This window comes from Novosphingobium sp. (assembly GCF_037133355.1).
In the GTDB taxonomy this organism is placed as follows: Bacteria; Pseudomonadota; Alphaproteobacteria; order Sphingomonadales; family Sphingomonadaceae; genus Novosphingobium.
The window spans coordinates 40,048-57,173 of record NZ_JBAXOI010000001.1; the positions used below are offsets into that span (position 1 = coordinate 40,048).

15 protein-coding genes are annotated in these 17,126 nt (G+C 65.3%); 7 read left to right on the plus strand and 8 right to left on the minus strand.

Annotated features, from left to right (window positions below):
• Window positions 1–19: 19 nt before the first annotated feature.
• Window positions 20–208 (minus strand): hypothetical protein, encoded by a 189-nt coding sequence (locus WCL10_RS00230; RefSeq protein WP_336893600.1) that lies wholly within the window; start codon window positions 206–208, stop codon window positions 20–22.
• Between the two features lie 216 nt (window positions 209–424).
• Between WCL10_RS00230 and nadB the strand changes: the two genes are divergently transcribed.
• Complete coding sequence (gene nadB / locus WCL10_RS00235; protein ID WP_336893601.1) at window positions 425–2,053, plus strand: L-aspartate oxidase; 1,629 nt, start codon at window positions 425–427, stop codon at window positions 2,051–2,053.
• Window positions 2,054–2,075: 22 nt separating this feature from the next.
• Here the strand turns inward: nadB and WCL10_RS00240 are convergent, their stop codons facing one another.
• Window positions 2,076–2,318, minus strand: coding sequence for a GlsB/YeaQ/YmgE family stress response membrane protein (locus WCL10_RS00240; RefSeq protein WP_336893602.1), 243 nt, complete (start codon window positions 2,316–2,318; stop codon window positions 2,076–2,078).
• Window positions 2,319–3,071: 753 nt separating this feature from the next.
• On the opposite strand from WCL10_RS00240, the gene WCL10_RS00245 reads away from it, so the two are divergent.
• From WCL10_RS00245 to WCL10_RS00260, 4 genes are all read left to right on the plus strand, one after another.
• Complete coding sequence (locus WCL10_RS00245; RefSeq protein ID WP_336893974.1) at window positions 3,072–4,991, plus strand: ribonucleoside-diphosphate reductase subunit alpha; 1,920 nt, start codon at window positions 3,072–3,074, stop codon at window positions 4,989–4,991.
• Window positions 4,992–5,026: 35 nt separating this feature from the next.
• Window positions 5,027–5,440, plus strand: a complete 414-nt coding sequence (locus WCL10_RS00250) for a membrane protease subunit (protein ID WP_336893603.1) — start codon at window positions 5,027–5,029, stop codon at window positions 5,438–5,440.
• 33 nt (window positions 5,441–5,473) lie between these two features.
• Window positions 5,474–5,977 (plus strand): PepSY domain-containing protein, encoded by a 504-nt coding sequence (locus WCL10_RS00255; RefSeq protein WP_336893604.1) that lies wholly within the window; start codon window positions 5,474–5,476, stop codon window positions 5,975–5,977.
• A 132-nt stretch (window positions 5,978–6,109) separates the two neighbouring features.
• Window positions 6,110–7,168 carry a ribonucleotide-diphosphate reductase subunit beta gene (locus tag WCL10_RS00260; protein WP_336893605.1) on the plus strand — a complete coding sequence of 353 codons (1,059 nt, stop codon included), beginning with the start codon at window positions 6,110–6,112 and terminating at the stop codon, window positions 7,166–7,168.
• A 79-nt stretch (window positions 7,169–7,247) separates the two neighbouring features.
• On the opposite strand, the gene WCL10_RS00265 is transcribed toward WCL10_RS00260, so the two are convergent.
• The 4 genes from WCL10_RS00265 to gyrB form a co-directional block, all read right to left on the minus strand.
• Complete coding sequence (locus WCL10_RS00265; RefSeq protein WP_336893606.1) at window positions 7,248–7,613, minus strand: DUF559 domain-containing protein; 366 nt, start codon at window positions 7,611–7,613, stop codon at window positions 7,248–7,250.
• Window positions 7,614–8,355: 742 nt separating this feature from the next.
• On the minus strand, window positions 8,356–8,745 hold the full coding sequence (locus WCL10_RS00270; RefSeq protein ID WP_336893607.1) for a DUF3592 domain-containing protein: 390 nt from the start codon (window positions 8,743–8,745) through the stop codon (window positions 8,356–8,358).
• 166 nt (window positions 8,746–8,911) lie between these two features.
• Window positions 8,912–9,166 carry a hypothetical protein gene (locus WCL10_RS00275; RefSeq protein ID WP_336893608.1) on the minus strand — a complete coding sequence of 85 codons (255 nt, stop codon included), beginning with the start codon at window positions 9,164–9,166 and terminating at the stop codon, window positions 8,912–8,914.
• Window positions 9,166–11,703 carry a DNA topoisomerase (ATP-hydrolyzing) subunit B gene (gyrB, locus tag WCL10_RS00280; protein WP_336893609.1) on the minus strand — a complete coding sequence of 846 codons (2,538 nt, stop codon included), beginning with the start codon at window positions 11,701–11,703 and terminating at the stop codon, window positions 9,166–9,168. The genes WCL10_RS00275 and gyrB overlap by 1 nt, the downstream gene beginning before the upstream one ends.
• Before the next feature lie 162 nt (window positions 11,704–11,865).
• Between gyrB and WCL10_RS00285 the strand changes: the two genes are divergently transcribed.
• Both WCL10_RS00285 and WCL10_RS00290 read left to right on the plus strand, forming a co-directional pair.
• Window positions 11,866–13,290 carry a M20/M25/M40 family metallo-hydrolase gene (locus tag WCL10_RS00285; protein WP_336893610.1) on the plus strand — a complete coding sequence of 475 codons (1,425 nt, stop codon included), beginning with the start codon at window positions 11,866–11,868 and terminating at the stop codon, window positions 13,288–13,290.
• Window positions 13,291–13,502: 212 nt separating this feature from the next.
• Complete coding sequence (locus tag WCL10_RS00290; protein ID WP_336893611.1) at window positions 13,503–14,126, plus strand: HNH endonuclease; 624 nt, start codon at window positions 13,503–13,505, stop codon at window positions 14,124–14,126.
• Window positions 14,127–14,133: 7 nt separating this feature from the next.
• Here the strand turns inward: WCL10_RS00290 and WCL10_RS00295 are convergent, their stop codons facing one another.
• On the minus strand, window positions 14,134–15,891 hold the full coding sequence (locus WCL10_RS00295; protein ID WP_336893612.1) for a M64 family metallopeptidase: 1,758 nt from the start codon (window positions 15,889–15,891) through the stop codon (window positions 14,134–14,136).
• A gap of 70 nt (window positions 15,892–15,961) precedes the next feature.
• The gene (locus tag WCL10_RS00300) at window positions 15,962–16,972 is read right to left on the minus strand and encodes a nitronate monooxygenase (RefSeq protein WP_336893613.1); all 1,011 of its coding nucleotides are present in this window, start codon (window positions 16,970–16,972) and stop codon (window positions 15,962–15,964) included.
• Between the last annotated feature and the right edge of the window lie 154 nt (window positions 16,973–17,126).

Consider the following 17,126-nt stretch of genomic DNA (forward strand, 5'->3'; position numbering starts at 1 on the left):
CGAGGCTGGCGCGGGACATTTAACCCTCTCTTTTGTCAGTCAATAGTGGCACTCCGGCATCGAGGCGCTTCCAGTAACCGCGCATCGAACGGCGCACCGGGCGATTGCAATCGCGGCAACGGCTGACGTGGTGGGTGCCGTTCCACGACACGCTGCGCGAATCGGGGCGGTGGCGATTGAACAGGCAGATCATATTGCGCCATGGCATAGCCACGATTCCTTGAACCCTTTTTGACCCTTCGAGTGATATCATCTCGCACCAGCGAGAACAAACCCCCAAGTGCATCATTTGCAAATTTTCATCTTCGGGCAGTTGTGCCTTGAGACTTTCAAATGGTGCCAATCACGGGCAAGGAGCGCGCGTGACAGTTCGTCTTATCCAGGCGCGCCCGAGCCGCGCGCAAGCCGCAGGGTTGGCACTGCGATGACCTCTCCGGCAGCGACAGCTTCCCCCGGCCACGATGTCCTCGTCATCGGCTCGGGCGCCGCGGGGCTTACCGCCGCACTCGTGCTCGCGGAGCGGTGCCGGGTCCTCGTGCTTGCCAAGGGCGCGCTCGACGGCGGCTCGACCGCCTGGGCGCAAGGCGGTATCGCCGCCGTGCTGGATGAGGGTGACACCTTCGACGATCATATCCGCGACACCATGGTCGCTGGCGCCGGGCTCAACCGGCGCGAGACGGTTGAGTTCGTGGTCGAGAACGCGCCCGAGGCGATCCGCCGCCTCGCCGGTCTCGGCGTGCCCTTCAATGCCGACGCCGGCGCGCTCCATCTCACGCGCGAGGGGGGGCATTCGCATCGGCGCATCGTCCATGTCGACGACGCCACCGGCTGGGCCGTCCAGCAGGCGCTGATCGCCGCGGCCTCGGCTCATCCCAACATCACCCTTCGCCCCGACATGGTTGCGATCGATCTCGTCACCGAACGGCATCGGGTGGACCGGGCCCGCGATGAAGGCACCGGGCACCGCGTCTGGGGCGCCTACGCGCTCTATGCGGGCACGGGCCGCGTCGAATGCTTTGCCGCGCGCGCCACGATCCTCGCGACCGGCGGCGCGGGCCGCACCTATCTGTTCAGCACCGCCCCGCGCGGCGCGACCGGAGACGGCATCTCCATGGCATGGCGTGCGGGCTGCCGTGTCTCCAACATGGAATTCATGCAGTTCCACCCCACCTGCCTCTACAACCTCGAGGTCAAGAACTTCCTGATCACCGAGGCTGTGCGCGGCGAGGGCGGCCATCTGAAACTGCCGCCGGGCGTGCCGGGCGGCGGCGAGCGCTTCATGCCCCGCTTCGATGCACGTGAGGAACTGGCCCCGCGCGATATCGTCGCGCGCGCAATCGATCACGAGATCAAGCGCCTCGGGCTCGATTACGTCCACCTCGATATCAGCCACAAGGACCCGGACTTCGTCCGCAGCCACTTCCCCAACATCTATGAGCGCCTCATGGGCCTCGGCATCGACATGACGCGCGAGCCCATCCCGGTCGTGCCCGCGCAGCACTACACCTGCGGCGGCGTGCTGATCGACCTTGCCGGCCGCACCGATCTCGACGGGCTCTATGCTGTCGGGGAATGCTCCGAAAGCGGGCTCCACGGCGCGAACCGCCTGGCCTCCAACAGCCTGCTCGAATGCTTCGTGTTCGGTGATGCCGCGGCGAATGACATCATCGCGCGGTGGGACAGCTTTGCCGCTCCGCCCGAACTGCGCCCCTGGGACGAAAGCCGCGTCTCGGATTCCGACGAGGAAGTGGTGATCAAGCAGAACTGGACCGAGCTCAGGCGCTTCATGTGGAACTACGTCGGCATCGTGCGCACCAACAAGCGCCTCGAACGCGCGGCGCACCGCATCAAGCTGCTCAAGAACGAGGTCAACGAGTACTACGGCAACTTCCGCGTGACCGCCGACCTGATCGAGCTGCGCAATCTCCTGCAGACCGCCGAGCTTATCGTGAAAAGCGCCCGCGCGCGGCGCGAAAGCCGCGGCCTCCACTTCAACGAGGACTACCCGCAAACCCAGCCCGCCGCGCGGGATACGGTGCTGGTGCCCGGCTGAAGCCGGACCGGACGGCCCCGCGCTACAAATGCCGGCCGATGAAGATCAGCACCATGGCGCCCAGGATCGAGGCGAGGCACCCGGCGCGGCTGATCCCGCCGCTGTCCTTGCCGCCTCGGCTCGCTGCCAGACCCGCTACCAGCGAGCCCGCAATGCCCAGCAGGATCGTGCGCCCCAGCCCCATCGGTACGGCTCCCGGATAGAGGAAGCGCGCGGCAAGCCCGACAATCAAACCGCTGGCGACGATCGAGAGAAGTTTGAACATGGAGCGGCTCCCGCATTTCCGGATCAACTGATCCGCTCACGGCATATCGCGCGCGGCACCCCACACGCCAGTGGATAATCAGGTTCACAATTGTGTTCGGGCTCTGGACAGCGATCTTGTCCACAAGATCGGGCGCAGACGCCAAATAATTTTCGCGCGATGCAGATTGGGGCTTGAAATGCCGCTTCCAGCACGCGTCGCTGCGCTGCAGCATGACTGTCATGACGATGAAGCGAATCGTACATGCGACGAGCCGAATCGATAATGCAGCGTTTACCCTCTTGTGTCTGATTCCGGTTGAGGCACTATGGGTAGTGGTCGGGTCCTGGGGGAACCTCTAAACCTAGTTAAGAGCAGCAGCGGACCGATTGTCCGCGGCAACGGTGGCTGATTTGCCGCCGCTCCTTGACTTGACCTTGTGATAGGGCGCCTGCCCGGACGTGAGGGGATTTTTATTCTCCTTTTGTTCCGCCAGGCGTAAGATCGTTACCACGCCTCGATTCGGCTTCGGCAGACGGGCGTCGGCAGCGATCAGGCAGTGGGTTCCGGCGCCGTGGTGCGGTGGTTCCCGGGTTTGCAGGAAAGGCCGGCGCACGATTGCCGGCGAACGGAACAGGGGTTTGTCGCGTGGATTTCAGGACTGGGGACGGCGCTGTGGTGCAGGACGAGACGGGTCGCGATGACTTCGGCCAGAGCGAATTGGGCCTCGCCGCGAAGGCGGCCCCGGCAGGCGGAAACGAGAAGGCGATTGGCATGAATGCGGACGACAAGGGCAGCGAGGCACTGGTTGCGGCAATGGCTGCAGGCGCCGCCGGCGCGCTTGCCGCAGCGGCCAAGACGGCGGCGGGGCCGACCGGGGATTCCAAGACGATCAACGCGCGCCGCTTCACGATTGTCACCGATGCCGGGCGCGACGCGCTGCTCACCGCCTTCGGCAAGGACACGCTCGACGATCGCTATCTGCTGCCCGGCGAACGCTATCAGGATCTTTTCGCGCGCGTCGCGGATGCCTATGCGGATGATCAGGGCCACGCCCAGCGGCTCTACGACTACATCTCGAAGCTGTGGTTCATGCCCGCCACCCCCGTGCTCTCGAACGGTGGCACCGGGCGCGGCCTCCCCATCTCGTGCTACCTCAACTCGGTGTCTGACAGCCTCGAAGGCATCGTCGGCACCTGGAACGAGAACGTCTGGCTCGCCAGCCGCGGCGGCGGCATCGGCACTTATTGGGGCCAGGTGCGCGGTATCGGCGAAAGCGTGGGCCTCAACGGCAAGACCAGCGGCATCATTCCCTTCGTCCGCGTGATGGACAGCCTCACCCTCGCGATCAGCCAGGGCTCGCTGCGCCGCGGCTCGGCCGCCTGCTATCTCGATGTGTCGCACCCGGAAATCGAGGAGTTCCTCGAGATCCGCAAGCCGTCGGGCGATTTCAACCGCAAGGCGCTCAACCTGCACCACGGCGTGCTGCTGACGGACGCGTTCATGGAAGCGGTGCGCGATGGCACCGAGTTCCACTTGCGCAGCCCCAAGGACGGCTCGGTGCGCGGCACGGTCGATGCGCGCTCGCTGTTCCAGAAGCTCGTCGAGACCCGCCTTGCCACGGGTGAGCCCTATATCGTGTTCAACGATACGGTGAACCGCATGATGCCCAAGCATCACCGCGATCTCGGGCTCAAGGTCTCGACTTCGAACCTCTGCTCGGAAATCACGCTCCCCACCGGGCGCGACCACCTCGGCAACGACCGGACGGCCGTGTGCTGCCTCTCCTCGCTCAATCTCGAAACCTGGGACGAATGGCAGGGTGACCGCAAGTTCATCGAGGACGTGCTGCGCTTCCTCGACAACGTGCTGCAGGACTACATAGACCGCGCGCCGGACGAGATGGCGCGCGCCAAGTATTCCGCGATGCGCGAGCGCAGCGTCGGCATGGGCGTGATGGGTTTCCACTCGTTCCTGCAGCTCAAGGGCATCGCCTTCGAAAGCGCGATGGCGAAAGCGTGGAACCACAAGATGTTCCGCCACATCGCCGAGCGCGCGGACGAGGCCTCGCTCATGCTCGCGCAGGAACGCGGCCCCTGCCCCGACGCGGCAGACATGGGCGTGATGCAGCGCTTCTCGTGCAAGATGGCGATCGCGCCCACCGCATCGATCTCGATCATCTGCGGCGGCACTTCCGCCTGCATCGAGCCGATCCCGGCGAACATCTACACCCACAAGACGCTCTCGGGCAGCTTCGTGGTCAAGAACCCCTATCTCGAGAAGCTGCTCCAGTCGAAGTCGAAGGATTCGACCAACGTCTGGAACTCGATCCTCGAGCGCGGCGGTTCGGTCCAGCACCTCGATTTCCTCAGCCCAGAGGAAAAGGCCGTCTACAAGACCAGCTTCGAGATCGACCAGCGTTGGCTGCTCGAATTTGCCGCAGACCGCACGCCCTATATCGATCAGGCGCAGTCGCTGAACCTCTACATCCCGGCCGATGTCGACAAGTGGGACCTCATGATGCTGCACTTCCAGGCGTGGGAGAAGGGCATCAAGTCGCTCTACTACCTCCGCTCGAAGTCGGTGCAGCGCGCCGGTTTCGCCGGCGGGGTAGAAGCAGACAACACCGCCGTCGCGCCCGTCATCGAACTCGCCGCGCAGACCGACTACGAGGAATGCCTCGCCTGCCAGTGATGGCAGCCGGGCAAGCGTGCAGGAGGTAATCGCGAGTGGCCTACAGGAATCCGCTTGAAGCCAACGCTGGCTGCTCGATGCTCGGACTGGGCATCGCTGGCGTGCTGCTCGTCGGCTTGCTGGTCGTGTGGCCGCAATATCGGGTCTACTCGCAGCGCCTTGCCGGCGAGGCCGCACTGGCCGAGGCGCAGAGCTCGCGTCAGGTCGCGATCCTCGAAGCACGCGCCAAGAAGGAAAGCGCGGTTTCCCTGGCCGAGGCTGAGGTGATCCGTGCCGAGGGCGCGGCCAAGGCCAACCAGATCCTGCAGAACTCGCTCGGCGGGCCGGAAGGCTACTTGCGCTATCTGCAGATCCAGGCGCTGGAGGATTCGAAGGCACAACTGATTTATGTGCCGACCGAGGCGGGCTTGCCCGTCACCGAAGCCCGCCGACTGGCGCCGGCAGAATGACGATCGTCGGTTCGGTATCGGCGACTGCCCCGTGTGAGCCGCCGCTCCACTACGCTGCGACAAGCCGCGACACATTGGCGGCTTGCCCGGCATGCCTGCAGAAGTCTACACTTGCGATTAATTCGCAATCGCAAGAGGTGCTCGAGAATGCGCAAGTTTCACCGCTGGATTTCGGTTTTCTTCGGGGTGTTCCTGCTGTGGATCGCGGTGACGGGCACGCTCAGCCAGATCGTTCCGCTGATGGCGGGCGGCGAGGGCGAGAAGCCCAAAACAGAGCAGGCCGCCGCCAAACCGGCCTTCACTTGCCCGCCCGACTATCTGTGCCGGCCCAAGCCCAAGCCGGGCGATCCGCGCGCGCTGGTCGGCCTGCTGCACCATCTGCACTCGGGCGAGAGCTTCGGACCCGTGGGCGTAGTGATCGCGACGCTCTCCGGCTTCGCGATGATCTTCTTCAGTTTTTCGGGCATGTGGCTCTATATCCAGATGTGGCGCAATCGCAGCAGCCGGGGCCTCACCCCGCGCTGGTTCTGGAAGTAGCGCCCGCCGCCGCACCTGCTCTTCCCGGTGGTGGAAAACTCTCCGCCACCCAGCCTTTGCCCCGCGCGGCCCGCTTCCGCGCGGGCCTTCACGCGCCTATCTTCCGCTTTCTTGCCGTACAGGATCCGTTCCATGCCCCTTCTTGAAGCCCGCAACTCCTACAAGCCCTTCGAATATCCCTGGGCCTACGACTTCTGGAAGCGCCAGCAGCAGATCCACTGGATGCCCGAGGAAGTGCCCTTGGGCGAGGATTGCCGCGATTGGGCGCAGAAGATCTCGGACCACGAGCGCAACCTGCTAACGCAGATTTTCCGCTTCTTCACGCAGGCCGATATCGAGGTGCAGGATTGCTACCACGACAAGTACGGCCGCGTGTTCAAGCCGACCGAGATCAAGATGATGCTCGCCGCCTTCTCCAACATGGAGACGGTGCACATCGCCGCCTACAGCCACCTGCTCGACACCATCGGCATGCCCGAAAGCGAATACGGCATGTTCCTAGAATACGAGGAAATGCGCGCCAAGCACGATTACCTGCAGCAGTTCGGCGTCGATTCCGATGAAGACATCGCCCGCACCCTCGCGATGTTCGGCGGCTTCACCGAAGGCCTCCAGCTTTTCGCCAGCTTCGCCATGCTGATGAACTTCCCGCGCTTCAACAAGATGAAGGGCATGGGCCAGATCGTCTCGTGGTCCGTCCGCGACGAATCGCTCCACTGCGAAGGCATCACCAAGCTGTTCCACGCTTTCGTGGCCGAGCGCGGCTGCCTCACCAAAGCGGTGAAGGAAGACATCATCGATTGCTGCCAGAAGACCGTCCGCCTCGAGGACGCCTTCATCGATCTCGCCTTCGAGCAGGGCCCGGTCCCGGGCATGAGCCCGAAGGAAATCAAGAAGTACATCCGCTACATAGCCGATTGGCGCCTCGGCCAGCTGGGCTTCCAGCCGATCTACATGATCGAGGAACACCCCCTCCCCTGGCTCACCCCGCTGCTCAACGGCGTCGAACACGCCAACTTCTTCGAAACCCGCGCCACCGAATACTCCAAGGCCGCCACCCGCGGCGATTGGAACACCGTGTGGTCGAGCTTTGACTCGCGCCGCAAGGCGAAGGCGGCAGAGCCGGCGAACGAGCTGGTGGAAGAGGTTGAGGCCGATATGTTCAAGGCGGCGGGGATCGCGGCGGAGTAAATCCCACCCCCAACCCCTCCCGCAAGCGGGAGGGGGGTAAGACACGGCGTTCGCATCCCCCTCCCGCTTGCGGGAGGGGTCAGGGGTGGGCCTGCGACCTCGCCTCGCGCACCACCGCCTGAATGGCACGAGCCACCCCCTCGACATTCCCCAGCACATCGGCATTGGTGAACCGGATTATCCGATAACCCGCCGCCTCGATCGCGCGAGTCCGAACCGCATCGACCTCCTGCCGCATTTCATGGCTGAACCCGTCGATCTCGACGACCAGCATGAGTTCACGGCACAGGAAATCGGCAAAGTATGGCCCCACCGGCATCTGCCGGCTGAACTTCGCGCCTAGCTGCCCCCGTGCCAAAGAGCGCCACAACAACCGTTCTACCGGGGTCACCTGGTTGCGCAACGCACGCGCCCGCTCGGTATCGCGAGGTTTGAACTTTGCCATCGCACCGAGAATGCCCACCCCCAACCCCTCCCGCAAGCGGGAGGGGGGCCAAGCGCCGCGCTGACTGCATCCACCGTGGCTCTATCGGAAACATTCCCCCTCCCGCTTGCGGGAGGGGTCAGGGATGGGCCAGCAACGCTTCAGACCACCGCACCATCGCCGCCTTGACAAAACAAACCAAATAGGTTATGCACCCCGCCCAGATCGGGAGCCGGCAAGGCCAGCCTCGCCCTCGCTCTTCTGGCCCGAAGCCCCCCAGATCATTCTGGCGCGCAGAAGGCCAGCGCGGCCGGTGTGGGCTGCGGGTTCAAGGCGGGACCAGTCCCGAACACCTTGGCCAGGCATCAACCACGCCAGCACCGTTCAGTGCCCAGCGGCGCAAGCGCTGCAGGATCCCGGCTGGTATGCGAGCCGCCCCCGGGTCCGGACACTGACGGCATAAGGTCGAGCCGGGTCAGGTCCTGCCCCATCCGGCCATTCGCAAGCGATGCAGCTTTTGGCGTGCCGCCCCGCAGTCCCTCCCGGAGGGTTATGCAGGCGCCGCACCGGCCGCGCGATCTCCCCCCACGGCCGGGCTTGCCCGGATGCTCTGCCACCGCGCCGCCAAATCCAACAGCGCCCGCCTCCCCACCTTCGTCATCCCCGCGAAGGCGGGGATCCAGAGCCCCCCAGCGCTGCGCCGCCCTGGATTCCCGTCTTCGCGGGAATGACGAGGGGAGGAGGGCAAGCGTGCGCCGCAAGGTCAGCCTCCGATCCACCCCATCATCTTCGCCAGCAGCATGCCTTCCATGAAGGCCAGCAGACCATAAACCGCCAGCCACATCAGCGGCCGTGGCACTTGCGCCAGATCAGGCCGCCCGGCCGGATGGCTGAGCGCCACCAAGGTCCCCAGATCCGGCTTCTGCGCGCCGCTGTAGACCGCCTCCACCACCTCGTGCTCGCCGCCCTCGCTGGTGAAGCGGTAGACCGGCGCGTAGCTGCGGCTGCCTTCGTTCCATGTCGAGCGATAGCCCGTCACCACGGCGCTCACCCGCATGGCGGGCCGCGTCATCCGCACCCAGTCGCGGTGCGCCAGCGCCCAGAGGCTGAAGAGGCACAAGGCCTGCCCCGCGAGGAGGAAGAACAATTCCATCGCTGGGAGGATGGCAGGGGCGGGTTAAGTCCGCGTTTCCCCCTCCCCGTTCGTGTCGAGCGAAGTCGAGACACCATGCGCGGTGTGTGGTGTCTCGACTTCGCTCGACACGAACGAGGGGCGGAAAACCCCAAACGAACGGGGCGCAGGGGCCGCTGACCCCTGCCTACTCTTCTTCCTTCAGCCTCGCCGCCAGCACCGCGATCTCCCCCGGCTCGAGCAGCCACGTCCGCGTCGCGCGGCCTTCGCGGTGGACCGGGACAGTCAGCAGCAGCCTCGCATTCTCCCGCGCATGCGGCTTGTAGAGCGTGAAGTGCAGCGCACATTCGCGGATCGTGCCGATGATCGGCACGCGCCCTTCCAGATCGATCATCGTTGCCGCCTGATCCCACGGGATCCCGGCCAAGGTCGCGCCGGCCATCAGACGTCCAGGTTCGCCACGTTGAGCGCGTTTTCCTGGATGAAGTCGCGGCGCGGCTCGACCACGTCGCCCATCAGGCGCGTGAAGATCTCGTCTGTCACGTCGGCGTCTTCCATCTTCACTTGCAGCAGCGAGCGCTGCGAGGGATCGAGCGTCGTCTCCCACAACTGATCGGCGTTCATCTCGCCCAGCCCCTTGTAGCGCGCGATGGCGAGGCCCTTGCGGCCAGCCGCCAGCACTTGCGCGAGGAGTTCGGACGGGCGCGTGATCCCGGCGCTTTCCTTGCCGGTGGAGCGCACTGGCGCGGCGGCTTCAGCCTCGCCTTCCTGCTCTTCGACCACCACTTCGGGCTCGGGCTCGGCCACCGCCGCGCTCGTGCGCACCAGACGCGCGGGCGTGGCATAGACATCGGCATGCTCCCCGGCGAGGCGGGCGAGCTTGCGCGCCTCGGCGCTGGAGAGGAAACCCACTTCGATCGCGTGCTGGTCGGTTACCCCGCGCCACAGGCGCTGGATGCGGTAGCCGCCGTCGGCCGCCACTTCGGCGGTCCAGCGCGCCTCGCGCTCGCCGCGGTCCATCCAGCGCACGCTGGCGGCCAATGCTGCCGCGCGCGCCTCGGTGCCAAGCTCGGGCTCAAGCGCGCCGGCCAGCGCCAGCGCCTCGATGATCGTGGGATCATAGCGCTTGGGGGCGAAGGCCATGAGGTTGCGGAACCGCAGCGCATGCTCGACAAGCCCCGCCAGATCCGCCCCGCTGCGCGCCCCGCCCGCCGTCTCCAGCACGCGGCCCGCGAGGCCCGCCTCGACGAGGTAGCGATCAAGCGCCGGGCCGTCCTTGAGGTAGACCTCGCTGCGCCCCTTGGTCACCTTGTAGAGCGGCGGCTGGGCGATGAAGAGGTGCCCCTCGCGGATGATCTCGGGCATCTGGCGGTGGAAAAACGTCAGCAGCAGCGTGCGGATATGCGCGCCGTCGACGTCGGCGTCGGTCATGATCACGATCTTGTGATAGCGCAGTTTGGCGAGGTTGAACTCGTCACGGATGCCGGTGCCCATGGCCTGGATCAGCGTGCCGACTTCCTTCGAGCCGATGATCCGGTCGAACCGCGCGCGCTCCACATTCAGGATCTTGCCCTTCAGCGGCAGGATCGCCTGGAAGTGCCGGTCACGCCCCTGCTTGGCCGAGCCGCCTGCGGAATCGCCCTCGACGAGGAACAGCTCGCACTTGGCGGGATCGCGTTCCTGGCAATCGGCCAGCTTGCCGGGCAGGCTGGCGATATCCATCGCACCCTTGCGCCGGGTGAGCTCGCGGGCCTTCTTGGCGGCCTCGCGCGCGGCGGCGGCGTCGATCACCTTCTGGATGACGGAGCGGGCGTGGGCAGGGTTTTCCTCCAGCCATTCGCTCATCTTGTCGGCCATCAGGGCCTCGAGCGGCTGGCGCACTTCGGAGCTGACCAGCTTGTCCTTGGTCTGCGAGGAGAACTTGGGGTCCGGCAGCTTGACCGAGACGATCGCGGTGAGGCCTTCGCGCATGTCGTCGCCGGTGAGGCTGACCTTCTCCTTCTTGAGCATCCCGGACCTGTCGGCATAGCCGTTCAGCGTGCGCGTCAGCGCCGCGCGGAAGGCGGCGAGGTGCGTGCCGCCGTCGCGCTGGGGGATGTTGTTGGTGAAGGTGAGGACGTTCTCGTAGTAGCTGTCGTTCCACTGCAGCGCGACGTCGATGCCGATGCCGTCCTTGTCCGCATTGATCGCGATGGGATCGGGCATCAGGGGCTGCTTGTTGCGATCGAGGTACTTCACGAAGGCCGCGATGCCGCCGACGTAATAGAGGTCGTGCTCCTTCACATCCTCGTGCCGCTTGTCACGCAGCAGAATGCGCACGCCCGAATTGAGGAACGCGAGCTCGCGGTACCGGTGCTCCAGCTTGTCGAAATCGAACTCGGTGACGTTCTTGAAGGTGTCGTGGCTCGCAGAGAAGGTCACCCGCGTGCCCTTCTTGACGCCGCCCTTGCCGTCCGCCGGAGCCGGGCCGTTCACCTTGAGCGGGGCGACCGCATCGCCATGCTCGAAGCGCATCCAGTGCTCCTGACCATCGCGCCAGATCGTAAGCTCGAGCCATTCCGAAAGCGCGTTGACCACCGAGACGCCGACGCCGTGGAGGCCGCCGGAAACCTTGTATGCGTTGTCCTCGCTGGTGTTCTCGAACTTTCCGCCCGCGTGGAGCTGGGTCATGATCACTTCGGCGGCGGAAACGCCTTCCTCCGCGTGGATGCCGGTGGGGATGCCGCGCCCGTTGTCTTCCACCGAGACCGAACCATCCGGGTTCAATTCGATGAGCACGAGATCGCAGTGCCCGGCCAGCGCCTCGTCGATCGCGTTGTCGGAAACCTCGAAAACCATGTGGTGCAGGCCCGAGCCGTCGTCGGTATCGCCGATGTACATGCCGGGGCGCTTGCGCACCGCATCGAGCCCGCGCAGGACCTTGATGGAATCGGCGCCATATTCGTTGGCGTTGGGGATGTTTTCGTTCGTACTGGCCATGCTGTCACGCATAGGCATTCGGCGCAGTTTTCCCAAGCGAATCCGGCCTGTTTTGCACAAGGGAGAGCCCTGTTTCACCCCCTGAACGGCGCGGGGCTGGCGGACCATGCGCAATCGTGCTGAAACGCGCGGGCGTACCCCATGCGAAGGACTTTCTGCCCCATGCGCAAGCTGCTGACCGGCGCCGTCTGTGCCGCCGTACTGGCCACTCCGGCGCTCGCCGCGCCGGCGGCCGATCCCTATGCCGGCGAGGACGCGTTTCGCGGCCTCTACAAGGAACTCGTTGAAACCAATACTACGCTGTCGTCCGGCAGCTGCACCCTGGCGGCGGAGCGCATGGCCGCGCGCCTCAAGGCTGCGGGCTTCACCGATGATCAGCTGACGATCTTCGCGGTGCCCGAAAAGCCCAAGGAAGGCGGCCTCGTCGCCGTCATGCCCGGCATCTCGAAAACGGAGAAGCCGATCCTCCTGCTCGCGCACATCGACGTGGTCGAGGCCAAGCGCGAGGACTGGGTGCGCGATCCGTTCAAGCTGGTCGAGGAAAACGGCTACTTCTACGCCCGCGGCAGCTTTGACGACAAGGCGATGGCCTCGGTCTGGGTCGATACACTCATCCGCTTCAAGCAGGAGGGCTACAAGCCCAGGCGCACGCTCAAGCTTGCGCTGACCTGCGGCGAGGAGACAACTTACGCCTTCAACGGCGCGCAATACCTTGCCAACAACAAGCGCGATCTGATCGATGCAGCCTTCGCGCTCAATGAAGGCGGCGGCGGGCGCACCGATGGCAAGGGCTTGTCCCAGGGCGGGAAGCTGGTCACCCAGACGATCCACGTCGGCGAGAAGGGCGTGCAGAACTTCCGGCTCGAAACACGCAATGAGGGCGGTCACAGCTCGGTGCCGGTGCGCGACAACGCGATCTATGAGCTGGCGGCCGCGCTGGTGAAGCTGCAGGCCTACGATTTCAAGCTCGAGATGTCCGACACCACCCGCACCTTCTTTGCCAAGGCCGGTGCAGTGCGCGGCGACGCGATGGGCAAGGCGATGCAGGCAATCGCCGCCAACCCCGCCGACAGCGCGGCCGAAGCCGTGCTCAACCAGGACCGCACGTTCCACTCGATGCTGCGCACGACTTGCGTCGCCACGCTGATCGATGGCGGCCATGCCAACAACGCCTTGCCGCAGCGCGCGGGCGCCAACATCAACTGCCGCATCTTCCCCGGCCACACGGTGGAGGAAGTGCAGCAGGAACTGCAGGCGGTGGTCGCCGATACCGGCGTCGCCATCACGCTCGCCCCGCCGCTGCGCCCGGCCGCCAAGACGCCGCCGCTCGACCCGGCGATCCTCGGGCCGATGGAAAAGCTCTCGGCCAAGTACTTCCCCGGGGTGCCGGTGGTGCCGACAATGTCGACCGGCGGTACCGACGGCATCTTCCTCGCCGCCGTGGGCATCCCAACGTATGGCGCGCCGGGAGCGTGGATCGATCCCAATCTCAACGGGGCGCATGGCCTCAACGAGTACATGGAGGTCAAGTCGCTGATGACCGGGCGCGCCTATCTCTACGAACTGGTGAAGGCCTACACCAAGTAGTCATCTTACTGTAATCATGCGCTTTCCACAATTTTATCCCGGTCCTGTCCACAAGGCCATCCACCTGTGGACAGGACTCGCATCCGCCTCTTGACGCGCGAGTCGCGCTCGTGTTCACTCCCTGGCATGCGTCACGAAGTGGTCATCCGCGTCCCCCAAACGGCTCCAGGCACGAGCCGGGACGCAGGGACGCGAAAGGGCCATATCGGAGCATGCTTCACAAGGCGCTGATCGAGCGGGCGGCTGCGGCCAGGCCCCACGGCGGTGATACCGCCATCCTTGGCCATGACCGCCATCTCTCGAATTGCCCGGCGCTCGTGCTGAATGCGGATTACACGCCGCTGAGCTACTATCCCTTGAGCCTCTGGCCATGGCAGACCGCGATCAAGGCGGTATTCCTCGAACGCGTGGATATTGTCGCGACTTACGAGCGTGAGGTGCACAGTGCCTCGCTCGACATGAAGATCCCGTCGGTCATCGCGCTGAGGCAATTCGTGCGGCCCAGCGAGTTTCCGGCCTTCACACGGTTCAACCTGTTCCTGCGCGACAAGTTCCAGTGCCAGTACTGCGGCAGCCCCGATCAGCTGACCTTCGACCACGTCGTGCCGCGCCGCCTTGGCGGGCGCACGACCTGGGAAAACGTCGTGGCGGCTTGCGCACCTTGCAACATGCGCAAAGGCGGGCGCACCCCGGCGCAGGCGCAGATGCACCTCATCACACAGCCGATCCGGCCCACCTCGTGGCACTTGCAGGAACGCGGCCGCCTGTTCCCGCCGGGCCACCTTCATGAAAGCTGGCGCGACTGGCTTTACTGGGACGTCGAGCTCGAAACCTGAGGCGAGCTCAGAGCAGGAAGTCGCCAGCCGAGAGGCTGGAAACCCCGTCTACCCGCAGCGCGAAATCGGCAACCCCATCGCCGTTCTGGTCGCCATAAACGATCACGCCCGTCGCACTCGTTTCATAGCGCAGCTCGCCGATCTTGCTGTCGGCGGTATTGAAGGCGGCCGTGCCGAGAAACGCGAAAGCCTGATTGCCCGCCGCATCGGCCACAGCGCGGATATCGGCATCGACTTTGGAAAGGTCGATGCGGTCGCCCGCATTCCAGTCCATGATCACGTCAGCGGTGGTTTTGGTCGCTCCGCCGAAATCGCCGCCACGGAACACGAAGCGGTCGTTGCCCGCGCCTCCGGTGAGGAAATCGCGCCCGGTTCCGCCGAGCAGCGTGTCGCTTCCCGCCCCGCCGTTCAGCTGATCGGCTCCGGCACCGCCGTCGAGCAGGTCCGTGCCGTCGCCGCCGTCGAGCCGGTCGTCGCCCGCGCCGCCGAGCAACTGGTCGTTGCCCGCCCCGCCCGAGAGTTGATCGTTGCCGTTGCCGCCGCTGAAAAGATCGGCACCACCCTTGCCGGTGATGCTGTCGTTGCCGCTCCCGGCCTCGACCCAGGTCAAGGTGCCGAGCGTTCCGGCGAGCGAAATCGTGTCGGCAAGGCCCGAGCCGACAACGTAGTGGTTCCCGGTATCGCTGGCCGAAAACGCGGTGTGCGCGCTGTCGAGCGTGGTCTTGGTGAACACGAGTTGCCCGGTCACCGTCTCCTGGCTGTCCGCCAGCACCGATGCCTTGCGCACCAGGCCGGTGGCGTCCTTGATCGTGACGCCGAGGTCGAGCGTCACGGTCCCGTCTGCCGAGCCCTTGATCGTACTTTTGAGATCAAGCGTCGCGGCATTGCCGCCCGCCGCCTTGCCGCCCAAGGTCCAGGCGAAAGCGAAGAGGCTGTTGTTCGGCGTGGAGGCCAGCGCCGTGGTCAGCAGCTTCTGCCTCGGCAATGCCACAAGGCCGCTCGTCACCGCGTAGAACCGGTCGATGAAGGCTTCCTTTTCGGGCGAGCTGAACGCCGTGCCGAGGTAGAGCATCTTCGATTGCTGCGTCGCGCGCCATACGCCCGTCGAGCGGTAGTAGCCGCCTTCATAGATACCCACTGTGCCCAGCCCGTCCTTGAAGCCGAGCCATTCCTTCCAGGGCACTTTGGCCGGATCATTGGTCGCGGCGACGTGGACGCTGTCCAGACCGGAGAGCGGGAACGTGCCGGTCAGCGCGGGGTCGGCGTACTCGTCTTCCAGACTGGCAAAGCTGTGCCCGATCTCGTGCAGCGCAACCTCATAGGACGAGGGATTGCCGGCGGTCGCCCAGGCCACCGAGCCACCGGCGCCGCCATACTTCGAGGAGTTGATCAGTACGATCACGATATCGAGCTGATTGCTGTTGAGCGAGGACAGCGCGTCGTAGACCTTGCTGGTGTTGCCATAGACCAGCCGCCCGTCGCTGCCATAGGCCTTGGCATCGAACGCGGTGTTCACCGTGGTCGTATCGGTGTCGTAGCCCGACTGGCTGGAGGCGACGAAAACCGCGCTTGCATTCACCAGCGCGCTGTACGTCGCGAAGGGATCGTTGAGCGTCTTGTTGCTGCCCGAAAGCATGTAGGTGGTGAAGGCATTGGCATCGGAGAGGAACTTGCCCCGCTCGGCCGCGGTATAGCCTTCGGCAACGATGACCACGTCGATCCGCGCGCTGCTGGCCCCGGTCGAGCGGATGGGTGTGAGATCCATGGCACACTGCTCCCCTTGTCGGCGCCCGTGGGCGCCGGGCGGTGAAGGGTATCATGCCGCTGGCGGCATGTCAGCGTCCGGCGAGCGCGGCCTCGCACTCGGCCATCAGTTCGGCCATGATCACCGCCACCGGCTCTTCCTTCGTCACCATGCCGACAGACTGCCCGGCCATGAGCGAGCCGCTCTCGACATCACCCTCAATCACTGCGCGGCGCAGCGCGCCAGCCCAGAAATGCTCGATCTCGAGCTGTGCAGCAGCCATGTCCACCACGCCTTCATCGAGCCGGCGGGCCACTTCGACCTGCTTGGCGATGAATTCGTCACTGCCCTTGTTGCGCAGCGCGCGCACCGGGATGACGGGGAGGCGCGGGTCGATCTGCACGCTGGCCACCGCATCGCGCGCATTGGCGCGGAAGAACGCGGCCTTGAATGAGGGGTGCGCAATGGATTCGCTGGCGCAGGCAAACCGGGTGCCCAATTGCACGCCGCTCGCGCCCATTTCGAGGTAGCTCGCGATCGCCGTGCCCCGGCCGATCCCGCCCGCCACGAAGACGATATGCTCTGCCGCAAGCGCGGGGAGAAACTCCTGCGCCAGCACCGAGGTCGAAACGGGGCCGATATGCCCGCCCGCTTCCGAGCCTTCGATCACCAGCGCATCGGCGCCCGAGCGGAACAGCTTCTTGGCCAGCGCCAATGTCGGCGCGAACACGATCACCTTGGCGCCGAACGCCTTGATCGCCTCGACCGCCCCCTTGGGCGGGATTCCGCCGGCCAGCACGACATGGCCGACCTTGTGCCGCGCACAGACCGCAATGAGGTCGAACAGCGCCGGGTGCATGGTGATGAGGTTCACGCCGAAAGGCTTGGCGGTGAGCGCGGCGGTCGCGGTGATTTCCCGGTCGAGCAGCTCGGGCGTCATCGCGCCGCAGGCGATCACGCCGAAACCGCCGGCATTGCTGATCGCGGCCACGAGATTGCGCTCGGAAACCCAGCTCATCGCGCCGCACAGGACGGCATGTTCGGTACCAAGGAACTCTGCACCGCGCGCCATCAGCGCAGCGGTCTTGGGGTATGCGGTCATTCAGTTCGTCTCGTCTTGCGCGGCCTGCAGGCGTTGGGCCTTAGGGCTGCTTCGTGGCGGCAACAAGGCGGGACTTTTGCCAGTGATCGGAGAACTCCAACCCTGTGGGCAATTTGCCGCATTTCCCGGACTTGCATTGCAGCCCCCGCTGCCG